The following is a 17862-nucleotide window of genomic DNA, read 5'->3' as shown; positions in this document are numbered from 1 at the left end:
CCCGGCCTGCTAGGGCTGCCAGAAGGATTTCGCGCATTCGCGGCGCACGTCTTGCCGTGTAAGGCCAAGATCGCGCAGCTGATGATCGTCGATCTCGGCAAGGTCGAGGCGCTGCAGATGACGGTCATACCAGCGGGCCAGCAGCCGCGAACGCAACCAGGTGACGAACGGGAACGATTGTCGGCTGGGGAGCGCCGAGGGGAAAGCGGTTCGTGCGGTCATCGTCGTCTCCTTGATCTCACCGGAGAATAGTGGTTATCTGACAGGGATGCTTCGATGAGGAACGAACTATGCGAGAAGGCCCCGACATCGCCCGCATCGCCAGCCTGGTCGGCGACCCGGCACGGGCAAACATGCTGAATGCCCTGATGGGCGGCACGGCGCTGACGGCGAGCGAACTGGCGCTCGAGGCCGGCGTTTCGCTGCCGACCGCCAGCTCGCACCTGGGCAAACTGATGGAAGGTGGGCTGCTCACGGTGGCGAGCCAAGGCCGGCATCGCTATTACGGCCTCGCCGGACCGCAGGTGGCGGGCATGATCGAAGCCATCACAGGTGTCGCGGAAGCCGTCGGTCCAAAGCGTGTGCGCCCGGGTCCGCGCGATGGCGCCATGCGCGTGGCGCGCGTCTGCTACGATCACCTCGCTGGCGAGCAGGCGGTGACGATGCTCGATCGGCTCGTCGCCAAAAACGTGCTGGTCCGCGACGAACAGGAGATCAGGCTCGGTCCTTCGGCCGCATCGCATTTCGCAGCGATAGGCATCGACGTCTACACCAAGCCGCGACGGCCGGTGTGCCGCGCTTGCCTCGACTGGAGCGTGCGGCGCTCACACCTCGCCGGCACACTGGGCGCCGCCATCCTCGACAAGATCCTTGCCGAGAAATGGGCGCGCCGCGAAAAGAACAGCCGCGCGGTGATCTTCTCGCCGCCGGGCAAGCAGGCGTTTGAGAGGGTGTTTTTGAGCTGAGGTGTTGGCAGGCCAGAGGGGGCGCCCGGAGAACTACCCCCGCTTCAACACCTTCCCCTGCTTGAAAAACTCCTTCCACGGATCGGCTTTCGCCAATTGCTTCAGCGTCGTCTTGTCGCCGATCGGGAAAGCGTTCGGCGCCAAGCCGGCCTCGATCTCTGGCCAGCTCACCGGCATCGACACGGTGGCGCCCTTCTTGGCGCGCGACGAATAGGGCGCGACCGTCGTCGAGCCCCTGCCGTTGCGCAGATAGTCGACGAAGATCTTTCCGGTGCGCGCTTTTTTCGACAGCGTCGCCGTGTAGCGGTCGGGGGCACCCTGCTCCAGCGCCCTGGCGAAATCATGGGCGAAGGTTTTGACCTCCTCCCAATCCGCCGCTGGTCTCAGCGGCACCATGACGTGAAAACCCTTGCCGCCCGACGTCTTGACGAAATTCGGCAGCGACAGCTCGTCGAGCTTGCCTCTGATATCGAGTGCCGCCTCGCGCACCGCCTTCACGTCCACACCTTCATCGGGATCGAGATCGAAGATGATCTGGTCGGGCTTTTCGATCTCATCGATCGTGCACCCCCAAATGTGGATCTCGACCACGCCATACTGGACCAGTGCGGCAACACCATCGAAATCCCGGATGTACAGGATCTCCTCGCCGTCACTAGGGTCCTTCATGCGGGCGATCTTGTCGCTCATGCCGGCCGAGGCATGTTTCTGGAAGAAACGCTGGCCGCCGACACCGTCCGGCGCCCGCACCAGGCTGAGCGGCCGGTTGACGACAAACTGTTCCATGCGCGGCCAAACCTGCGCGTAATGGTCGAGCAGGCCCCGCTTTGAGATGTTTTCGTCCGGCCACAGCAGCTTGTCGGGGTGCGAGAGTTTTACCGTGGTCGTCATCGATCTAGCGGCTTTGCCACCCGGTGCCGGCTTGGCCGTGCTCTCGCCTGTCGATGGCTTGCCTGTCGACGCTTTGGGCTTTTCCTGCACGACTTCCTCCGCCGCCTTGTCCTCGCGCAATCCCTGGAACGAGGCGTGGCGTATTATACGGTCCGAGGTCCAGCTGCGAAACTCCACTTCGCCGACAAGCTCGGGCTTGACCCAGACCAGGCCCTTTCCCTTCGGCACGGCGGTTGCGAAGGGCGATGTTTTTGCCGTCAATGCATCGAGTTTTGCCTTCAGCTCATTGGCGCCCTTGCCCGAAAAACCGGTGCCGACGCGGCCGGCATAATGCAGCTTGCCGCCCTCATGGAAGCCGACGAGGATCGAGCGCAATCCGCGCCCGGTCTTGTCCGACGGCAGATAGCCGCCGATGACGAATTCCTGCCGCGCCGTGCATTTCGACTTCACCCAGGTCGGGCCTCGGCCGCTGCGATAGGGGGCATCGGCACGCTTTGAGACGACGCCTTCCAGGCCCATGCGGCAGGCATGCTCCAGCATGATCTTGCCAGGTTCGGAGAAATGGTCGCTGAAGCGGACCGCGGGATTGTCGGACTGTTCGCCGAGCAGCTCCTGCAAGGCCTGCTTGCGCTCGACCAGCGGCTCGCGGCGCAAATCCCTTCCGTCGAGGCGCATCAGGTCGAACACGTAATAGACGAACCGATGCGTCCGCTTCGCCGACAGGTCCTGCTGCAGCAGCGCGAAAGACGAGACGCCGCTGTCGGCGAGCACGACCACCTCGCCATCGATGATGGCGTCGCTGCACTTCAGCCCGGCCAGCTCCGCGACGATCTCGCTGCCGAATTTCTTTGTCCAGTCGAGGCCGGTCCGGGTCAGCAGCCGCACATCGGTGCCGGCGATCTGCGCCTGCATGCGGTAGCCGTCGAACTTCACCTCATGCAGCCAGTCCTTGCCCGGCGGTGCATCGCGCTCAAGCGTGGCCAGCTGCGGCTCGATGAAGTCGAGGCGTTTGCCGGGTTTCGCTTTGCCGGCGGCCGGCTTGTTGGAATGCCATACTTTCGGCTTCTCACCCTTTGCGGACTTGCCCTCGCCGACCTCCTCGATGGTCAGGCCGGACTTCACCGATTCTGGCGCCTCCTTGAGAATATCCTCGCCAGGACGCGCTGCGGCATCGTCCGACTTGATCAGCAGCCAGTTGTCGCGTTTTTCACCCGCACGCGGCTTCAGTCGCACCAGATGCCATGCCCCATGCAGCTTGTGGCCCTCAAGCTCAAAGCTGATATGGCCCTTCTTCATCGCCTTGGCCGGGTCGATCTCGGGGGTCCAGGTGCCCTCGTCCCAGACGATAACCGAACCGCCGCCATATTCGCCCTTGGGAATGGTGCCCTCGAACGGCGCATAGTCGATCGGGTGGTCCTCGACATGCACGGCGAGCCGCTTCTCATGCGGGTCGAGGCTTGGGCCGCGCGTCACCGCCCAGCTCCATAGCACGCCGTCATGCTCGAGCCGCAGGTCGTAATGCAGCCGCGTCGCGGCATGCTTGTGGATGACGAAGATGCCGCCGGCCTCGCCCTTCTTGGCCAGGGCAACCTTGCCGGCCGGTTCGGCGGTCTTCTTGAAATCGCGCTTGGAATGGTATTGTTCGAGGCTGGCCATCCGTTGGGTTCCTCAGGCCGATTTGCGTTTGGGCGCGCTGCCTTTCGGCTTGGCGCGTTTGGCCGCCGGCTTGGCTTTCGCCGACGAGGGCTTTTTCGATGACCCGGAGTCCGACAGGCTCTTCTTCAGCGCGTCGAACAGATTGACGACATTGGAAGGTTTGGGCGCCGCTTTGGCCTTCGGCGCCCTGTGGCCGGCCTTCTTGGCGCGGATCAGCTCCAGCAGCGCCTCCTCGTATTTGTCGTCGAATTTCGAGGGGTCGAACTTCGTCTTCTTCTTGTCGATGATCAACTCGGCGAGGTCGGTCATCTCCTGATCGGTCTTCACGGACTCGATGTCGCCGAACACGGTTTCCGGTTGGCGCACCGTGTTGTCGTAGCGCAAGGTCGTCAGCACCATCCCTTTGCCGAGCGGCTCGATAACCACCGGCCGTTCGCGTCGGTAGAGCACGATACGCGCCAACCCGGCCATCTTCTTGCCCGCCATCGCATCCCGGATGACGGCGAACGCCTCTTCCGACACCTTGTCGGCCGGGGCGACATAATAGGGCGTATCGAGATAGATCTGCTGGATCGAAGCTTTGTCGACGAAACCGTCCAGCGCCATCGTGTGCGAGGATTCGATCTGTACCGCCTCGATCTCGTCCTCCTCGATATGGATGAAATCGCCATCGTCGAGTTCATAGCCCTTGACCTCCTCATCCTCCTCCAGCGGCTTGCCGGTTTCGGCATCGACATAGAGCCGCTTCACCGTGTTGCCGGTCTTGCGGTTGAGAATGCGAAACGAGACCCGCTCCGTGTGGGTGACGACATTGGTCAGTTCGACGGCACAGGTGACCAGCGATAGCTTCAGATAGCCCTTCCAGGCCGGACGCGGCGCCATGAGCTCTTCCCTTCCAGAACGAGATGAAGGTGAGAACGGACAGACCGCGCTCCAGTTCCGCGCTCACGCGCCGATCTGGATGCCGAGGGCCACCCGTGGCGTTCTGGCCGCCAGCACGGAAATTTCGCGAGCGCGGCAAAAGTTGAAACAGAACCGCGCACGGGCGACATTCAAACGAAACATATGTGATGCAAAAGTCACATTGGCCGGAATGCCGACCAACTGCACCGAAAGACCCCGAATCAGCCGCATTCCAGCCACGAAGCGAGGCATTTTCGACCAGATATTAACATCACGTTCACCGACTATTCACGCCTCGACGCTATGATGACCGCAATTCGGAAGGGACATCCGAAAATCGGGACAGGGACCAGGGTAATGAACTTCCTCGCGCACCTCATCGGCTATGCCGCCGCAATCCGCGAATTCATCGCGCCGACTTATCGGCCCGAGCGCTATTACATGCGCGGCCCCGGCCCGGCCTGCGCCCGCCGCGGCAACTCGCTGGGCGCGCACTGATCATGGCTTTCGAAAATCGCCACGACAGCCGGATCTGCAGGCCGGCCGCCTCTACCCGGGCCACCACCTATCGCGCCGAGCGTCCCGCTCTCGCCGACAGGCGCCGTGCGACAACGCCAGGGCTTTGATACCGACGCTGGCCGGCTTAGTGTCATAGGGACACGAGCAGCCGAGGCCAGCGTGACCGACCATTCCCAACCCAGTCGACCCCAGTCAAACCGTCCCTCCGGAACAACTCTCGACGCACGCCATCCATTGATCGTTTTCGATGGCGTCTGCGTGCTCTGCTCAGGCTTCGTGCGCATGGTGGTCAGGCTCGATCGCCAAGGCCGTTTCCGCTTCGCCACCGCGCAGTCGCCCTTCGGTGAAACGCTGTTTCGGAAGCATGGACTGCGCACGGACTCTTACGAAACCAATCTCGTCCTGATCGACGGCGTCGCCTTCACGCGGCTGGACAGCTTCGTCGCCGTCATGGCGGAACTCGGCTGGCCCTGGCGGGCGGCAAAAACACTGCTGCTGCTGCCGCGCCCGCTGCGTGGTTGGCTCTACGATCGCATCGCCAAGAACCGCTACGCCCTGTTCGGCAAGAAGGACAGCTGCGAAATCCCCGCACCCGAGCTGCGGGAACGGTTCCTTGGCTAGAAAACGTGGCTATGGGGAGCAGCGCTTGAAGCGTCTCATCGTCGACGTTGACGCTTCTGGCGCCCGCATCGTCCATTCGTTCGAAGCCGCCGAGGAAGCCGCTTCCGCGTTCCCGGCGAGATTTCTCATCTGCTCTGAAGGCCGATCACGCATTATCGTGGTCGGCTCGTGCCATCCGGCCCGCACGGCTCCAGCACGATCGGTCCGCCTGCAGCCATGCCCAGTTCCCTGCAGCCCTGAACCGTGCACAGTGTCCAGCCGTCGCCGGTCGCGCCGGAAGCGGCGAGCACAACGCGTCGTTGTGGGTCGATCTCTGGCGCATAGCTCCACCAACCCTCCTTCAGCAGAGCGCCTTCCGGTGGCTCCATGCCGGCGCCCGAGCCCTCGATCCGGGCTTCGACCAACTGCAGGCCGGTAGGCGTGACCTTCCAGTCTTCCTCCCACCGCGTCCGTTCCACCGAATGCGTCCAGGACAGGGTGAAGGCGGCAACGGAGAGCGTCACCGTCTTGCCGGCGGCCAGGATGCACAGGCTCATGCTTTAGCGGCCTGCCGTGAGCGAAAACAGTGCCAGCCGATCCAGGCCAGCGCCAGCACCCAGCCGGCCTCGTCGGTGAGCGGCACCGCAGCGACCAGAAGCACGCCGGCCGCGAAGGCGATGAGCCGTTCCCACAACGCCATGCGGCGGGCGAGAAAGCCGACGGCGGCGGCACCCCACAACACGATGCCCATGCACGCCTTGGCGACGATGTATGCGACCTCGGCGGGATAGCCGAACTGGGCGGCGATTGGCCCGGCGTCCTGCAGCATCAGCGCCGGCGTATAGACCGCCATGAACGGCACGACGAAGCCGGCAATAGCCAGCTTGGTCGCCTGGATGCCGATCTTGAGGCCGCTTTCCCTAGCCATCGGTGCGGCGGCAAACGCGGCCAGCGCCACGGGCGGCGTCAAATCGGCCATGATGCCGAAATAGAACACGAACATGTGGCTGACCAGCAGCGGCACGCCGAGTTCCAGCAGCGCCGGCCCGGCCAGCGACGAGGTGATGATGTAGTTGGGGATGGTCGGGATGCCCATGCCGAGCACCAGGCAGGTGACCATGGTCAACACCAGCGACAGGAACAGATTGTCCTGGCCGATCGAGATGATCCAGCCGATGAAGGTCGAGGCGATGCCGGTGAGCGTCAGCGTGCCGATGACGATGCCGACGATGGCGCAGGCAATGCCGACCGGCAGCGCGTTCTTGGCGCCTTCGGCAAGCGAGTCGACGCAGATTTGCAACGTCTCGCGGCCGCCCTTGAACGTGAAGCAGGCGACGACCAGTGCGGCGATCACCAGGCCGAGGAGGTTGACGCCGAACTTCATGAACGAAGCGGCGGCAAGCCCGAGCGCGATCCAGAAGACGATGCGGAAGGCGAGCGGTCCGATCGCCGCCGCCAGCGGCGTGCCGAGGATGAGCACGATGGTCAGCGCCAGGCCCATCGTGCCGGCGAAGATCGGCGTGTAGCCGGCCAACAGCAGATAGATCAGCGCTGCCAGCGGCAGCACCAGCGGCCAGTGTTGCCGCACCGCGTCCCACGGGTTGGGCAGCTCGGCCTTGGCCATGCCGTGCAGGCCGGCCTTGCCGGCTTCCAGATGCACCTGCCAGAAGCAGGCGCCGAAATAGAGCAGCGCCGGGATGATCGCCGCCTTGACCACTTCGGCATAAGGCACGTTCAGCGTCTCGGCCATGATGAAGGCGACCGCGCCCATCACCGGCGGCATGATCTGGCCGCCCATCGAGGAGGTCGCCTCGACGGCGCCGGCAAAGGCCGAGCGGAAGCCGAAGCGCTTCATCAGCGGGATGGTGAACTGGCCGCTGGCCACCACATTGGCGACGCCCGAGCCGGAAATGGTGCCCATCAGCGCCGACGACAGCACGCAGACCTGCGCCGGGCCGCCGCGCCATGTGCCGACAAGGCCGAGCGCGAAATCGTTGAACAGCGCGATCATGCCGGCACGTTCGAGGAAGGCGGCAAAGACGACGAAGATGAAGATGTAGGCGGCCGAGACATAGATCGGCGTGCCGTAGATGCCTTCGGTGCCGTAGGCGAAGGTGTCGACGAGCTGGGCGAAATCATAGCCGCGATGGATGAGCGGCGGCGGCAAATGGTTGCCGACGAAGCAATAGGCGAGGAAGATGAAGGCGATGACCGCCAGCGGCAGGCCCATCAGCCGCCGCGCGGCTTCGAAGACAAGCACCACCAGCACCGCGCCGACGATCAGATCGGGCGTGGTCAGGAAGCCGGAGCGCCGGATGAGGTCGGTGTAGAACACCCAATTGTACAGGCCGGTGCCGAAGCCGAGCGCCCCGAGCGTCCAGAACGCGGCTTTCGCCGGCAGGCTCTTGGCGCGCAGATTGGCAATCAGGCCAAAGCCAAGCAGCAGCAGGAAGCCGACATGCATGGCCCGCACCACCTGGCTCGGAATGCTGCCATAGGCGGCGACATAAATCTGGAACACGGAAAAGGCGACGGCGATGAGAAAGGCGGCCTTGCCGGCGATGCCGTCGCCGAAGCCTGGCGGCAGGCCTTCGACCTGCTCTTCGACGACAGGAAGATGGAAGGTGGCGGATTTGCCGTCGGGTATTGTTCCAGACGTTGCTTCGCTCATCCGACGGTCTCCAAAAGGAGCGAAGTGTAGTGCGTGGCGCCCCCCTCTGCCCTGCCGGGCATCTCCCCCTCAAGGGAGGAGATCAGCAGCGTTGGTGTCTGCGCACGTCCTGCAACGTTAGCGATTGGCGAAGGGTGTGGTGACGTCCAATCTCCCCCCTTGAGGGGGAGATGCCCGGCAGGGCAGAGGGGGGCGCCTGGCGAAGACATGTCAGGTTGCCACGCGTCTTACTTCAACAGCCCCTTCTCCTTGTAATAACGCTCGGCACCGGGGTGCAGCGGCACCGGCATGCCGTCGAGCGCCTTGGCCGGGTCGATCGCCTTGGCGGCGGCGTGGGCCGCGGCAAGCTGGTCGAGATGCTCGAACAAAAGCTTGGTCATCTGGTAGGCGGTTTCGTCGGAGACATCGGCGCGGGTGATGAGGAAATTGCCGACGGCGGCGGTCGCGACATCCTCGCTCTGGCCCTCATAGGTGCCCTTGGGAATGACCACCGAAAGATAGGGCGAGCCGATTTTGGCGACATCCTCGGCCGGCACCGCCACGACATTGATCGGCACCGAGGTGGCGAGGTCGCGGATCGAGGCGACGCCGAGCCCGGCCGATTGCAGCGTGGCGTCGAGCTGCCGGTTTTTGATCAGTTCGACCGATTCGGCGAAGGGCAGGTATTCGACCCGGCCGAGATCCTCATATTTCAGCCCGGCGGCGGCGAAGATGGCGCGGGCGTTGAGCTCGGTGCCGGAGGCAGGCGCGCCGACCGACAGGCTCTTGCCCTTGAGGTCGGCCAGCGTCTTGATGCCGGACTCCTGGCTGGCGACGATCTGGATATAATTGGGATAGATGGCGGCGATGCCGCGCAATTTATCGAGCTTGCCGGGGAAACCGGCCTCGGCATTGCCTTCGGCGGCCAGCTTGACGGAATCGCCCAGCGCAAAGGCGATCTCGCCCTTGCCTTGCTGCAACAGATTGAGGTTTTCGACCGAAGCCTTTGTCGCCTGTACCTGGGTGCGGGCGCCTTCGATGCCCTTGCCGTAGATTTCCGACAGCGCCACGCCGAGCGGATAATAGACGCCGGATGTGCCGCCGGTCAGCACATTGATGAATTCCTGCGCCCTGGCTGAGATGGTGCCCAAGCCAAGCGAGAGCGCCACGGCGCCGGCTGCAACGAATTTCGTTCTGAAATTGAACATCGGATCTCCTCCCTGAAAATATCGACGACCGCACCGCCTCCTAGATGCGAACCGGGGCGAGTTTAGACAGCGAGCCGCAAATGCCAACCCGCAATTGTGCTCGTTAGACGAACGGTTGAGGGATCAGGAAACAGATGGCGGCTTGCACAAAAAGCCATCGGGGCCGAAAGTTTTTTGAGCAGCCTGTCGAAATCGGCCACTGCCGCGCGACATACGTCCGGCCTCGCAAGGACGCGGCCTTCGCAAAACGGGAGAAGACCATGCGATACATGATTTTGATCAATAGCGACGAAGCCGCATTGGCGAACACGCCGATCGAGAAGGCCCAGCAGATGAGCGCGGCCTATGGCGCCTATACCGAAGCGTTGAAGAAATCCGGTGCGTGGCTGGCTGGCGAAAGGCTGCGCCCGACCCAGGCCACCACCTCGGTGCGGATCGCTGACGGCAAGACCAACGTGATCGACGGCCCCTACGCCGACACCAAGGAGCAGCTTGCCGGCTTCTACATGATCGAGGCGGCTGACATCGATACAGCCATCGAATGGGCGGCACGCTGTCCGGCAGCCAGCACCGGCACGGTCGAATTGCGGCCGATCTGGGAAATGGCCGACTACATGCCCAAGAAATGACGGTGATGGACAGTCGCCCGGACATCGCCCGGGCGGGCGCCGAGGCGGCCGCGCGGGAGAGCTACGGCAAGCTGGTCGCCTGGCTCGCGGCGCGCACGCGCGACGTGGCCGCCGCCGAGGACGCGCTGGCCGATGCCTTTGCGGCCGCCCTCGAGCGCTGGCCGCGAACCGGCGTGCCGGAAAAGCCGGAAGCCTGGCTGCTGGCGGTGGCGCGGCGGCGCCGTGTCGATGCGGTGCGGCGGCGGCTCACCAGCGAGGCCGGCCGCCAGCATCTCAAGCTGATTGCGCAGGAGGCGGAGGCACGCATGACCGAGGAAGATCTGCCCGACGATCGGCTGCGGCTGATGTTCGCTTGCGCCCATCCGGCGATCGAATCGAGCGTACGCTCGCCACTTATCCTGCAGACGGTGCTGGGGTTCGACGCCGCGACGATCGCCTCCGCCTTCCTGGTCTCGCCCGCAACCATGGGCCAGCGCCTGGTGCGGGCCAAGTCCCGCATCCGTGAAACCGGCATTCCGTTCCGCGTGCCGGAGCGGGCCGAACTCGGGGAACGGCTGGATGCGGTGCTGGAAGCGATCTACGCCGCCTTCGCCGAAGGCTGGACCGACCCGGCGGGCACCGAAACGCGGCGCCGCAACCTGGCGACCGAAGGCATCTGGCTCGGCCGGCTGGTGGCTTCGCTGTTGCCGGAGGAGCCGGAGGCACTGGGCCTCTTGTCGCTGATGCTGTTTGCTGAGTCCCGCCGCGCCGCACGGCGCAGTGCCGAAGGCGACTTCGTGCCGCTGGCGGAACAGGATTGCCTTCTATGGGACCGCGCCCTCATCGATGAGGCGGAGGCGCTGCTTTCCCACGCCGCGTCCAAGGGCGTCATCGGCCGTTACCAGCTTGAGGCGGCCGTGCAGTCCGCGCATGCGGCACGAAGGTTCACCGGCCGCACCGACTGGGTGGCGATCCAGGAACTCTACGACGCGCTGCTTTCGATCGCAGGATCGCCGGTGGTGGCGATAAACCGCGCGGTGGCGATCGCCGAGGCCGAGGGCGCAGTGGCCGGATTGGCGGCCCTTTACGTGCTGGGCGACGACAAGCGGCTTGACGAGTACCAGCCCTATTGGGCCGCACGCGCCGGTCTCCTAGCCAGGCTTGGTCAGGTACCGCAAGCCTGCGAAGCCTACGACCGGGCGATCGGCCTCGAGCGAGACCCGGCGGTGCGCCGGTTCCTGCAGGGAAAACGGGCGGTGCTCAGAAATTGAGCTTCAGCCCGGCCACATCTCGTGCGAGGTGTTGAGCGTCTTCATCAGCGGATGGTCGCGCAGCCGCGCCCACAGGCGTTCGATGTTCGGCCATGCCGTCCGCGCGCTGTCGATGTCGGGATGCCAGGCCACCAGCATGACCAGATAGATGTCGGCCAGCGACATCCGGTCACCGACCAGCCAGTCACGGCCCTCGAGCGCGGCATCGAGAACGGCAAAGCCGCGGTCCATCTCGGCCACGGCCGCCTGCTTGACCGCCTTGGTGCCTTCGGGATCGGCCGTGTAGCGGTATGCGTAGTAGAAACGCAGCACCGCCGAATAGAGCACCGACGACATGAATGCCATCCAGCGCAGGAAATCGGCGCGGGCAGGCGAATCTACTGCCGGCGCCAAATTGCCATTGGGATGACGCTCGGCAAGCAGGATGCAGATCGCCGCCGACTCGGTCATCGAGCTTCCGTTTGGCAAGGTCAGCACCGGCACCTGGTTCAACGGACTGATGTCGAGGAAGGCGGGATCGGGCCGGTCGGTCTTCGGCACGTCGATCTGCTCGAACGGTGCATTCGCCAGCACCAGCGCCGCCTCGACGACGAAGCCGCCGCTGCCAGGACGGGTGTAGAGCTTGTACATGAAATCCTCCCCCGGCCCGCGCAGACGGGCCGTGGGCGGTATGCACCGGAAGCAGGGCGCTGCTCAAGCCGGTGGCTGACGCCACGGGGATTTTTTCAGCGGGCCAGCTCAGTCACGGAGAAGCGTCGGACTACGATCCCAACCCTTCGAACAGGATCGTCGACAGATAGCGCTCGGCGAAGGACGGGATGATCACCACAAGGTTCTTGCCCTTGTTCTCCGGCCGCGAGCCGACGACGATGGCTGCCTGCAAGGCGGCGCCCGACGAGATGCCGACCGGCACGCCTTCGAGGCGGGCGACGAGGCGGGCATTGGCCACGGAATCCTCGTTCGACACTTTGACGATCTCGTCATAGATCGTCGTGTCGAGGATTTTGGGCGCAAAGCCGGCGCCGATGCCCTGGATCTTGTGCGGGCCGGGCTGGCCGCCCGACAGAACCGGCGAGGAGTCCGGCTCGACGGCGACGACATACACGGAGGGCTTGCGCTTCTTCAGCACCTGGCCGACGCCGGTGATGGTGCCGCCGGTGCCGATGCCGGCGACGAAGATATCGACTTCGCCGTGCGTATCGTTCCAGATTTCCTCGGCTGTCGTCGTGCGGTGGATTTCCGGATTGGCCGGATTCTCGAACTGCTGCGGGATGATCGCGTTGGGGATCGTCGCTGCCAGTTCGTCGGCCTTGGCGATGGCGCCCTTCATACCTTTCGGGCCTTCTGTCAGCACCAGCTCCGCGCCGAGCAGCGCCAGCATTTTCCGGCGCTCGATCGACATCGTTTCGGGCATCGTCAGGATCAATTTGTAGCCCTTGGCGGCAGCGGCGAAGGCAAGCGCGATGCCGGTGTTGCCAGACGTCGGTTCGATCAGCGTGGTCTTGCCGGGAGAGATCTTGCCCGACGCCTCCAGCGCCTCGATCATCGCCACGCCGATGCGGTCCTTGACCGAGGCGATCGGATTGAAGAATTCGAGCTTGGCGATGAGATTGGCGACGATGCCCTTTTCCCGAGCGAATTTGTCGAGCCGCACCAGCGGCGTGTCGCCGATCGTGTCGGTGATGGAATCGTAGACGCGGCCGCGGCCGGGCACGCGGGCTGATGTAACGGGCTTGTTCATTGGTTTCGCTCCCAGAATTTCAGGCAAGTGGATTTGCGGGCAACATAGGACCTTCGACCGCGCAAGATAGACTGTCGATTGAAAATATCCGAGTGGGACCTGTGTCTAAAACAGTGCCGTCTCGGAAAAGCATTTCCCGCAAAGGCCTGTTTGCGAAATGCTTTGGCCGAAAGCCCGCTATTGGCGGGCGGCAATCGCTGCAGCGGCACCGACCATGAAGCCGGCAGCCGTACGGTTCAGCGCCTTGAGCGCGCGCGGCGACTTCAGGAACCAGCGCGCCTTGGCGGCCAGCGCCAGATACGGCACCAGCACCACCAGAAGCACGACGACCGTCAGCGCGACGAGAATGCCGTAGTCGGCCAGCGTAATGGTTTTCAGGTCGACGATGGTCGGCGTGATGGCGAGATAGAAGATCATCGTCTTCGGATTGCCGAGCGTGACAGTCAGGCCGGCGGCAAAGCTCGACAGCAAGCCGCCCTTGCCTTTTCTGGCCTCGACGGTCTCGGGCGTGATGCCGCTGTTCCAGAAGCGCCAGCCGAGGAAGGCGAGATAGGCGACGCCGAGCCATTTGATGGCCAGGAAAACCATGCCGAAACTCTGTGCAACGATGGCGAGGCCGAGCACCACAGCGGTCAGATAGGTGATGTCGCCAACCATCAGGCCAAAAGACATCGCCAGCGACGAGCGGAAGCCGGAGCCGAGCGCACGGGCGACCAGCGCGGTGATGCCGGGACCAGGAATCGCGGCGGCGATGCCGAGAGCGGCGCTGTAGGCGAGGAATCCGGTGAGGGTCATGGTTGCGGCCTTGCGCGACGCTGCTATCACGGCATCCTATCGCACAAAGCCCGGCGGGCGTGAATTCCCTGGAACTCGGATTCGATTGCACCACGCCTGTGCGAGTTGCGCTCAGGAACGACCGTCGCCATGGGTGACACGCCAGATGGTGCCGTTACCGTCCTCGGTGACGATCAGCGCACCATCCAGGGCCACCGCCACGCCGACCGGCCGCCCCCACACCTCGCCGTTTGAGACGACGAAACCGGTGATGAAATCCTCATATTCGCCGGTTGGCTTGCCGTCCTTGAACAGCAACCGCACCACCTTGTAGCCGGTCCGGTTGCCGCGGTTCCATGAACCGTGCAGAGCGACGAAAGCATCGCCCTTGTATTCAGCCGGAAAGCTCTTCCCCTCGTAGAAGGCAATGTTGAGCGGCGCCGAATGCGCCTGCATCAGCACATCGGGAACGGTCGTTTTGCCGGCAAGATCGGGGCGCTCACCCTTGTGGCGAGGATCCTCATTGTCGCCGATATAATACCACGGCCAGCCATAGAAGGCGCCGTCCTTGATCACGGTCGCGTATTCGGGCGGCACATTGTCGCCAAGCGCATCCCGTTCGTTGACGACGCACCACAGCGCGCCGGTCGCCGGCTGCACGGTCATGCCCGAGCAGTTGCGCAGGCCGGTGGCAAGGATGCGGCCATTCTTGCCATTGGGATCGAAGGCCAGGACGCCGGCGCGGCCGTCCTCGGATCCCCATGTGGCGCCGAGCGGCTGCGACTTCGCCCAGGCGTCGAGGCCGCCCTTCGGTTCGTTGCCCATGCGCTCGGCGACATTCGATCCCGAGCCGACCGACAGATAAAGCGTCTTGCCATCCGGCGAAAAGGCGATGTCGCGGGTCCAGTGATGATTGGCGGGGATGTTGCCGACCATGGTTTCCGGATCGCCGGAGGCCTTCAGGTCGCCATTGCGGTAGGCAAAACGCACGATGCTGTCGCTATTGGCGACATAGACCCATTGCGGGTCAGCGCCTGGCGGATAGAAGGCAATACCATAGGGCTGGTTGAGATTGCCGGCAAAGATGCCGTCCTGCGCAGGCTTCGCACTGCCTTCGGCCAGACGGTAGATGCGGACTTGGTTGGCCTCGCTGTCGGCGACGAACAGGTCGCCATTCGGCGCGACGCGCACGACGCGTGGATTGTCGATGCCCGATGCAACCAGCTCGGCCGAGAACCCCGGCGGCAGTTGCAGCTTCGCGTCTGCCGGCATGTCCGCAACGCCGGCGCTGTTCGAGGTCGACCGGGTGGCATAGGGCTTAGGCAGATCGTCCGGTCTGATCAGGCGGCGTGTGCCCGGCTTGTCCGCTCGCCAGTCGCCGAATGCGGCCGCGCCTTTGAGCACCGGATCGTCCGCCTGCTGGGCGAATGAAGCGGTCGAGAGAAACAGTGCGGCGGAAATTGCGGGGCCGGTAAAACGCATCATTCGGTCCTCCAATGTTTGGGCGTGAGAACAGGAACGAGCGGTCTCGTCGATCGTTCCACGGCACACGATGAGGTGGAGGAAGCTTCCGGTTTCCCGGCTCAGGTCCCGGCGGCGTAAAAATCGTCGTCGAGGCGTTTTTCCAACTCGACGAGGTCAGCCGGCAGCGGCAATCCCATGGCGCGCATTTCCTGCAGTTTTTCACGCAACTGCTCCTGGATCTCGTGCTGGTCCTCCGGCTGGTTGACCATCTCCTCCAGCAGCAGGCTGATCCGGGCCTTGAATTCTTCGAGCGCCATCGTCGTCTCCTCGGTTGGATCAGCTCAGCGCAGCATGCGGGAAATCAGCTGCGCCGTATAGTCGACCATTGGGACGATGCGCGCGTAGTTCAGCCGGGTCGGGCCGATGACGCCGAGCGCGCCGACGACGCGGGCATCCTTGTCGCGATAGGGCGCGACAACCAGCGACGAGCCCGACAGCGAAAACAGCTTGTTTTCCGAGCCGATGAAGATGCGCACGCCCGAGCCCTGCTCGGCGAGGTCAAGCAACTGGATAAGCCCGTCCTGCGTCTCCATGTCCTCGAACAAATGGCGCAGCAGTTCGATGTCGGCCTGGGCGGTGACGTTTTCGAGCAGATTGGCGCGCCCGCGCACGATGAGCCGTGCCGGCAGGCCACTGTCGGCGCCGGCCCACACCGCCAGCCCCTTCTCGACCAGGTCCTGCGACAGCGTGTCGAGCGCGGCCCTGGTCTCTTCCTTGATGCGGGCGATCTCGATCCGCGCCTCGGCAAGCGTTCGGCCGCGTATATGGGCGTTGAGGAAATTTGAGGCCTCGTGCAGTTGCGAGACGGTGATGCCGGCAGGCAGCTCGACGACGCGGTTCTCGACGTCGCCATTCTGCGACACCAGCACCGCCAGCGCCTTGGTCGGTTCGAGCTGGATGAATTCGATGTGCTTCAGCGCCACCTCGTTCTTGGCGGCCAGAACCAGGCCGGCGCCGCGCGACATGCCCGACAGCATCTGGCTGGCCTCGGTCAGCATGTGCTCCAGCGTCGCGCCCGAGCCGGACGCCCGAACCTGTGCCTCGATGGCGCGGCGCTCCTCGTCGGAAAGGTCGCCAAGCTCCATGAAGGCATCGACAAAGAAACGCAGGCCGGCCTGCGTCGGCAACCGGCCGGCCGAGATGTGCGGCGCGTAGATCAGGCCGAGATGCTCGAGATCGCTCATCACGTTGCGGATGGTCGCCGGCGACAGCGAGGACGGCAGGATACGCGACAGGCTGCGCGAGCCCACCGGTTCACCGTCCCTGAGGTAGGAATCGACAATGCGCCGGAAGATGTCGCGGGAACGCATATCGAGCGACTGAAGCGCGGGCGACTGCGAAGCGGGATCGACTGCCTTGGTCATACGGCCAAAAACCTCCGGCCCAACGATATAGACTTACACTGCACCCGCGCAACCCGGTGTCTTTGTGAGATCACCCGGTGTCTGTGTGAGATCACCCGGTGTCTGCGTCAGATCGTCAGGCCATTTTCCTTTGCGCCACGCGTCCCATGCGGTTACAAGCCGGCCAAGATTCCGAAAAATGACAAGAAAGCAGCCTGAATGCGCCCTTCCAAACGCCAATTGGACGAAATGCGTGCCATCTCCTTCGAGCGCGGCGTCTCCAAGCATGCCGAAGGCTCGTGCCTGGTGAAGTTCGGCGACACGCATGTCCTGTGCACGGCCAGCCTTGAGGAAAAAGTGCCTGGCTGGATGCGCAATTCCGGCAAGGGCTGGGTGACGGCCGAATACGGCATGCTGCCGCGCTCGACCGGCGAGCGCATGCGCCGCGAGGCTTCGGCCGGCAAGCAGGGCGGCCGCACGCTGGAAATCCAGCGGCTGATCGGCCGCTCCCTGCGCGCCGTGGTCGATTTGCAGGCGCTGGGCGAGCAGCAGATCACCGTCGACTGCGACGTCATCCAGGCCGATGGCGGCACCCGCACCGCATCGATCACCGGCGGCTGGGTGGCGCTGTATGACTGCCTGCGCTGGATGGAAGCGCGCCAGATGGCCAGCGTCGCCAAGGTGCTGAAGGACCATGTCGCTGCGATCTCCTGCGGCATCCATGACGGTCAGCCGGTTATCGACCTCGACTATATCGAGGATTCCGCGGCCGGCACCGACGCCAATTTCGTCATGACCGGCAAGGGTGGCATCGTCGAGATCCAAGGCACCGCCGAGGGCGAGCCTTTCTCCGAAGAGCAGTTCGCGGACTTGATGGGCCTGGCCAAGAAAGGCATCCAGCGGTTGGTGAGTTTGCAGCAGATGGCAGTGGCTTAGGATTAAATGCCGAGCTTGAACACCCCCCTCTGCCCTGCCGGGCATCTCCCCCGCAAGGGGGGAGATCGGATGTCGTTTCGGGCTTCGCTAATCTCTAACGTTGCAAAGGGCGCGGCGATGCGGAGGCTGCCAATCTCCCCCCTTGCGGGGGAGATGCCCGGCAGGGCAGAGGGGGGTGCCTCGTGATGCCCTCTGCCATCCTTGAATCAGCTCTCTACGTCAGCGACCTGACCGCAGCGGAAACCTTCTACACCGACATCCTCGGCCTCCCCC

Annotated in this window: 19 protein-coding genes and 1 pseudogene; 7 read left to right on the top strand and 13 right to left on the bottom strand. The window is 64.1% G+C overall.

The window, feature by feature from the left end; translation table 11 throughout:
- Positions 1–9: 9 nt before the first annotated feature.
- The gene (locus NKH06_RS28305) at positions 10–222 is read right to left on the bottom strand and encodes a DUF1127 domain-containing protein (protein WP_128305298.1); all 213 of its coding nucleotides are present in this window, start codon (positions 220–222) and stop codon (positions 10–12) included.
- A gap of 68 nt (positions 223–290) precedes the next feature.
- Between NKH06_RS28305 and NKH06_RS28300 the strand changes: the two genes are divergently transcribed.
- A complete protein-coding gene (locus NKH06_RS28300; RefSeq protein ID WP_352894761.1) occupies positions 291–965 on the top strand; it encodes an ArsR/SmtB family transcription factor in 675 nt (224 codons plus the stop codon).
- Positions 966–998: 33 nt separating this feature from the next.
- Here the strand turns inward: NKH06_RS28300 and ligD are convergent, their stop codons facing one another.
- The 3 genes from ligD to NKH06_RS28285 all read right to left on the bottom strand — a co-directional run bounded on the left by ligD (position 999) and on the right by NKH06_RS28285 (position 4622).
- Positions 999–3512 (bottom strand): DNA ligase D, encoded by a 2514-nt coding sequence (gene ligD / locus NKH06_RS28295; RefSeq protein WP_352894759.1) that lies wholly within the window; start codon positions 3510–3512, stop codon positions 999–1001.
- A 12-nt stretch (positions 3513–3524) separates the two neighbouring features.
- Positions 3525–4394 (bottom strand): non-homologous end joining protein Ku, encoded by an 870-nt coding sequence (gene ku, locus NKH06_RS28290; RefSeq protein WP_128305295.1) that lies wholly within the window; start codon positions 4392–4394, stop codon positions 3525–3527.
- Positions 4395–4457: 63 nt separating this feature from the next.
- The gene (locus tag NKH06_RS28285; protein ID WP_352894757.1) at positions 4458–4622 is read right to left on the bottom strand and encodes a hypothetical protein; all 165 of its coding nucleotides are present in this window, start codon (positions 4620–4622) and stop codon (positions 4458–4460) included.
- Positions 4623–4772: 150 nt separating this feature from the next.
- Between NKH06_RS28285 and NKH06_RS28280 the strand changes: the two genes are divergently transcribed.
- Together NKH06_RS28280 and NKH06_RS28275 are read left to right on the top strand one after the other, a co-directional pair.
- Positions 4773–4913: a hypothetical protein gene (locus tag NKH06_RS28280; RefSeq protein ID WP_023813501.1), complete on the top strand. Its 141-nt coding sequence runs from the start codon at positions 4773–4775 to the stop codon at positions 4911–4913.
- A gap of 255 nt (positions 4914–5168) precedes the next feature.
- Positions 5169–5555, top strand: coding sequence for a thiol-disulfide oxidoreductase DCC family protein (locus NKH06_RS28275; protein ID WP_281040490.1), 387 nt, complete (start codon positions 5169–5171; stop codon positions 5553–5555).
- Between the two features lie 152 nt (positions 5556–5707).
- Here NKH06_RS28275 and NKH06_RS28270 read toward each other — a convergent pair whose 3' ends face one another.
- The 3 genes from NKH06_RS28270 to NKH06_RS28260 form a co-directional block, all read right to left on the bottom strand.
- The gene (locus NKH06_RS28270; RefSeq protein WP_352894756.1) at positions 5708–6091 is read right to left on the bottom strand and encodes a DUF1850 domain-containing protein; all 384 of its coding nucleotides are present in this window, start codon (positions 6089–6091) and stop codon (positions 5708–5710) included.
- Entirely contained in the window at positions 6088–8205 is a 2118-nt protein-coding gene (locus NKH06_RS28265; protein WP_352894755.1) for a TRAP transporter permease, read from the bottom strand. Before NKH06_RS28265 ends, NKH06_RS28270 begins: the two co-directional genes overlap by 4 nt.
- Positions 8206–8432: 227 nt before the next feature.
- Positions 8433–9392: a TAXI family TRAP transporter solute-binding subunit gene (locus tag NKH06_RS28260; protein ID WP_023813505.1), complete on the bottom strand. Its 960-nt coding sequence runs from the start codon at positions 9390–9392 to the stop codon at positions 8433–8435.
- 260 nt (positions 9393–9652) lie between these two features.
- Between NKH06_RS28260 and NKH06_RS28255 the strand changes: the two genes are divergently transcribed.
- The gene (locus NKH06_RS28255) at positions 9653–10021 is read left to right on the top strand and encodes a YciI family protein (RefSeq protein ID WP_031213674.1); all 369 of its coding nucleotides are present in this window, start codon (positions 9653–9655) and stop codon (positions 10019–10021) included.
- 5 nt (positions 10022–10026) lie between these two features.
- The gene (locus NKH06_RS28250) at positions 10027–11271 is read left to right on the top strand and encodes an RNA polymerase sigma factor (protein ID WP_352894753.1); all 1245 of its coding nucleotides are present in this window, start codon (positions 10027–10029) and stop codon (positions 11269–11271) included.
- 3 nt (positions 11272–11274) lie between these two features.
- Here NKH06_RS28250 and NKH06_RS28245 read toward each other — a convergent pair whose 3' ends face one another.
- The 6 genes from NKH06_RS28245 to hrcA all read right to left on the bottom strand — a co-directional run bounded on the left by NKH06_RS28245 (position 11275) and on the right by hrcA (position 16674).
- Entirely contained in the window at positions 11275–11901 is a 627-nt protein-coding gene (locus NKH06_RS28245) for a glutathione S-transferase family protein (protein ID WP_128305291.1), read from the bottom strand.
- A 130-nt stretch (positions 11902–12031) separates the two neighbouring features.
- Positions 12032–13012 carry a cysteine synthase A gene (cysK, locus tag NKH06_RS28240; RefSeq protein ID WP_352774376.1) on the bottom strand — a complete coding sequence of 327 codons (981 nt, stop codon included), beginning with the start codon at positions 13010–13012 and terminating at the stop codon, positions 12032–12034.
- A gap of 177 nt (positions 13013–13189) precedes the next feature.
- Positions 13190–13807 carry a LysE family translocator gene (locus NKH06_RS28235; protein WP_352554338.1) on the bottom strand — a complete coding sequence of 206 codons (618 nt, stop codon included), beginning with the start codon at positions 13805–13807 and terminating at the stop codon, positions 13190–13192.
- Positions 13808–13918: 111 nt separating this feature from the next.
- Positions 13919–15271 (bottom strand): PQQ-dependent sugar dehydrogenase, encoded by a 1353-nt coding sequence (locus tag NKH06_RS28230; RefSeq protein ID WP_352894752.1) that lies wholly within the window; start codon positions 15269–15271, stop codon positions 13919–13921.
- Positions 15272–15369: 98 nt separating this feature from the next.
- Complete coding sequence (locus tag NKH06_RS28225; RefSeq protein WP_023814156.1) at positions 15370–15567, bottom strand: hypothetical protein; 198 nt, start codon at positions 15565–15567, stop codon at positions 15370–15372.
- A gap of 24 nt (positions 15568–15591) precedes the next feature.
- Positions 15592–16674: a heat-inducible transcriptional repressor HrcA gene (hrcA, locus tag NKH06_RS28220; protein ID WP_023814157.1), complete on the bottom strand. Its 1083-nt coding sequence runs from the start codon at positions 16672–16674 to the stop codon at positions 15592–15594.
- 198 nt (positions 16675–16872) lie between these two features.
- Between hrcA and rph the strand changes: the two genes are divergently transcribed.
- Both rph and NKH06_RS28210 read left to right on the top strand, forming a co-directional pair.
- The gene (rph, locus tag NKH06_RS28215) at positions 16873–17589 is read left to right on the top strand and encodes a ribonuclease PH (protein ID WP_352894751.1); all 717 of its coding nucleotides are present in this window, start codon (positions 16873–16875) and stop codon (positions 17587–17589) included.
- A 182-nt stretch (positions 17590–17771) separates the two neighbouring features.
- Positions 17772–17862 (top strand): annotated as a pseudogene (locus NKH06_RS28210) (glyoxalase/bleomycin resistance/extradiol dioxygenase family protein); the annotation flags it as partial.

Origin of the sequence: Mesorhizobium sp. M1342, assembly GCF_040317955.1 — a bacterium.
In the GTDB taxonomy this organism is placed as follows: domain Bacteria; phylum Pseudomonadota; class Alphaproteobacteria; order Rhizobiales; family Rhizobiaceae; genus Mesorhizobium.
This window is presented reverse-complemented; position numbering and strand designations above follow the sequence as displayed.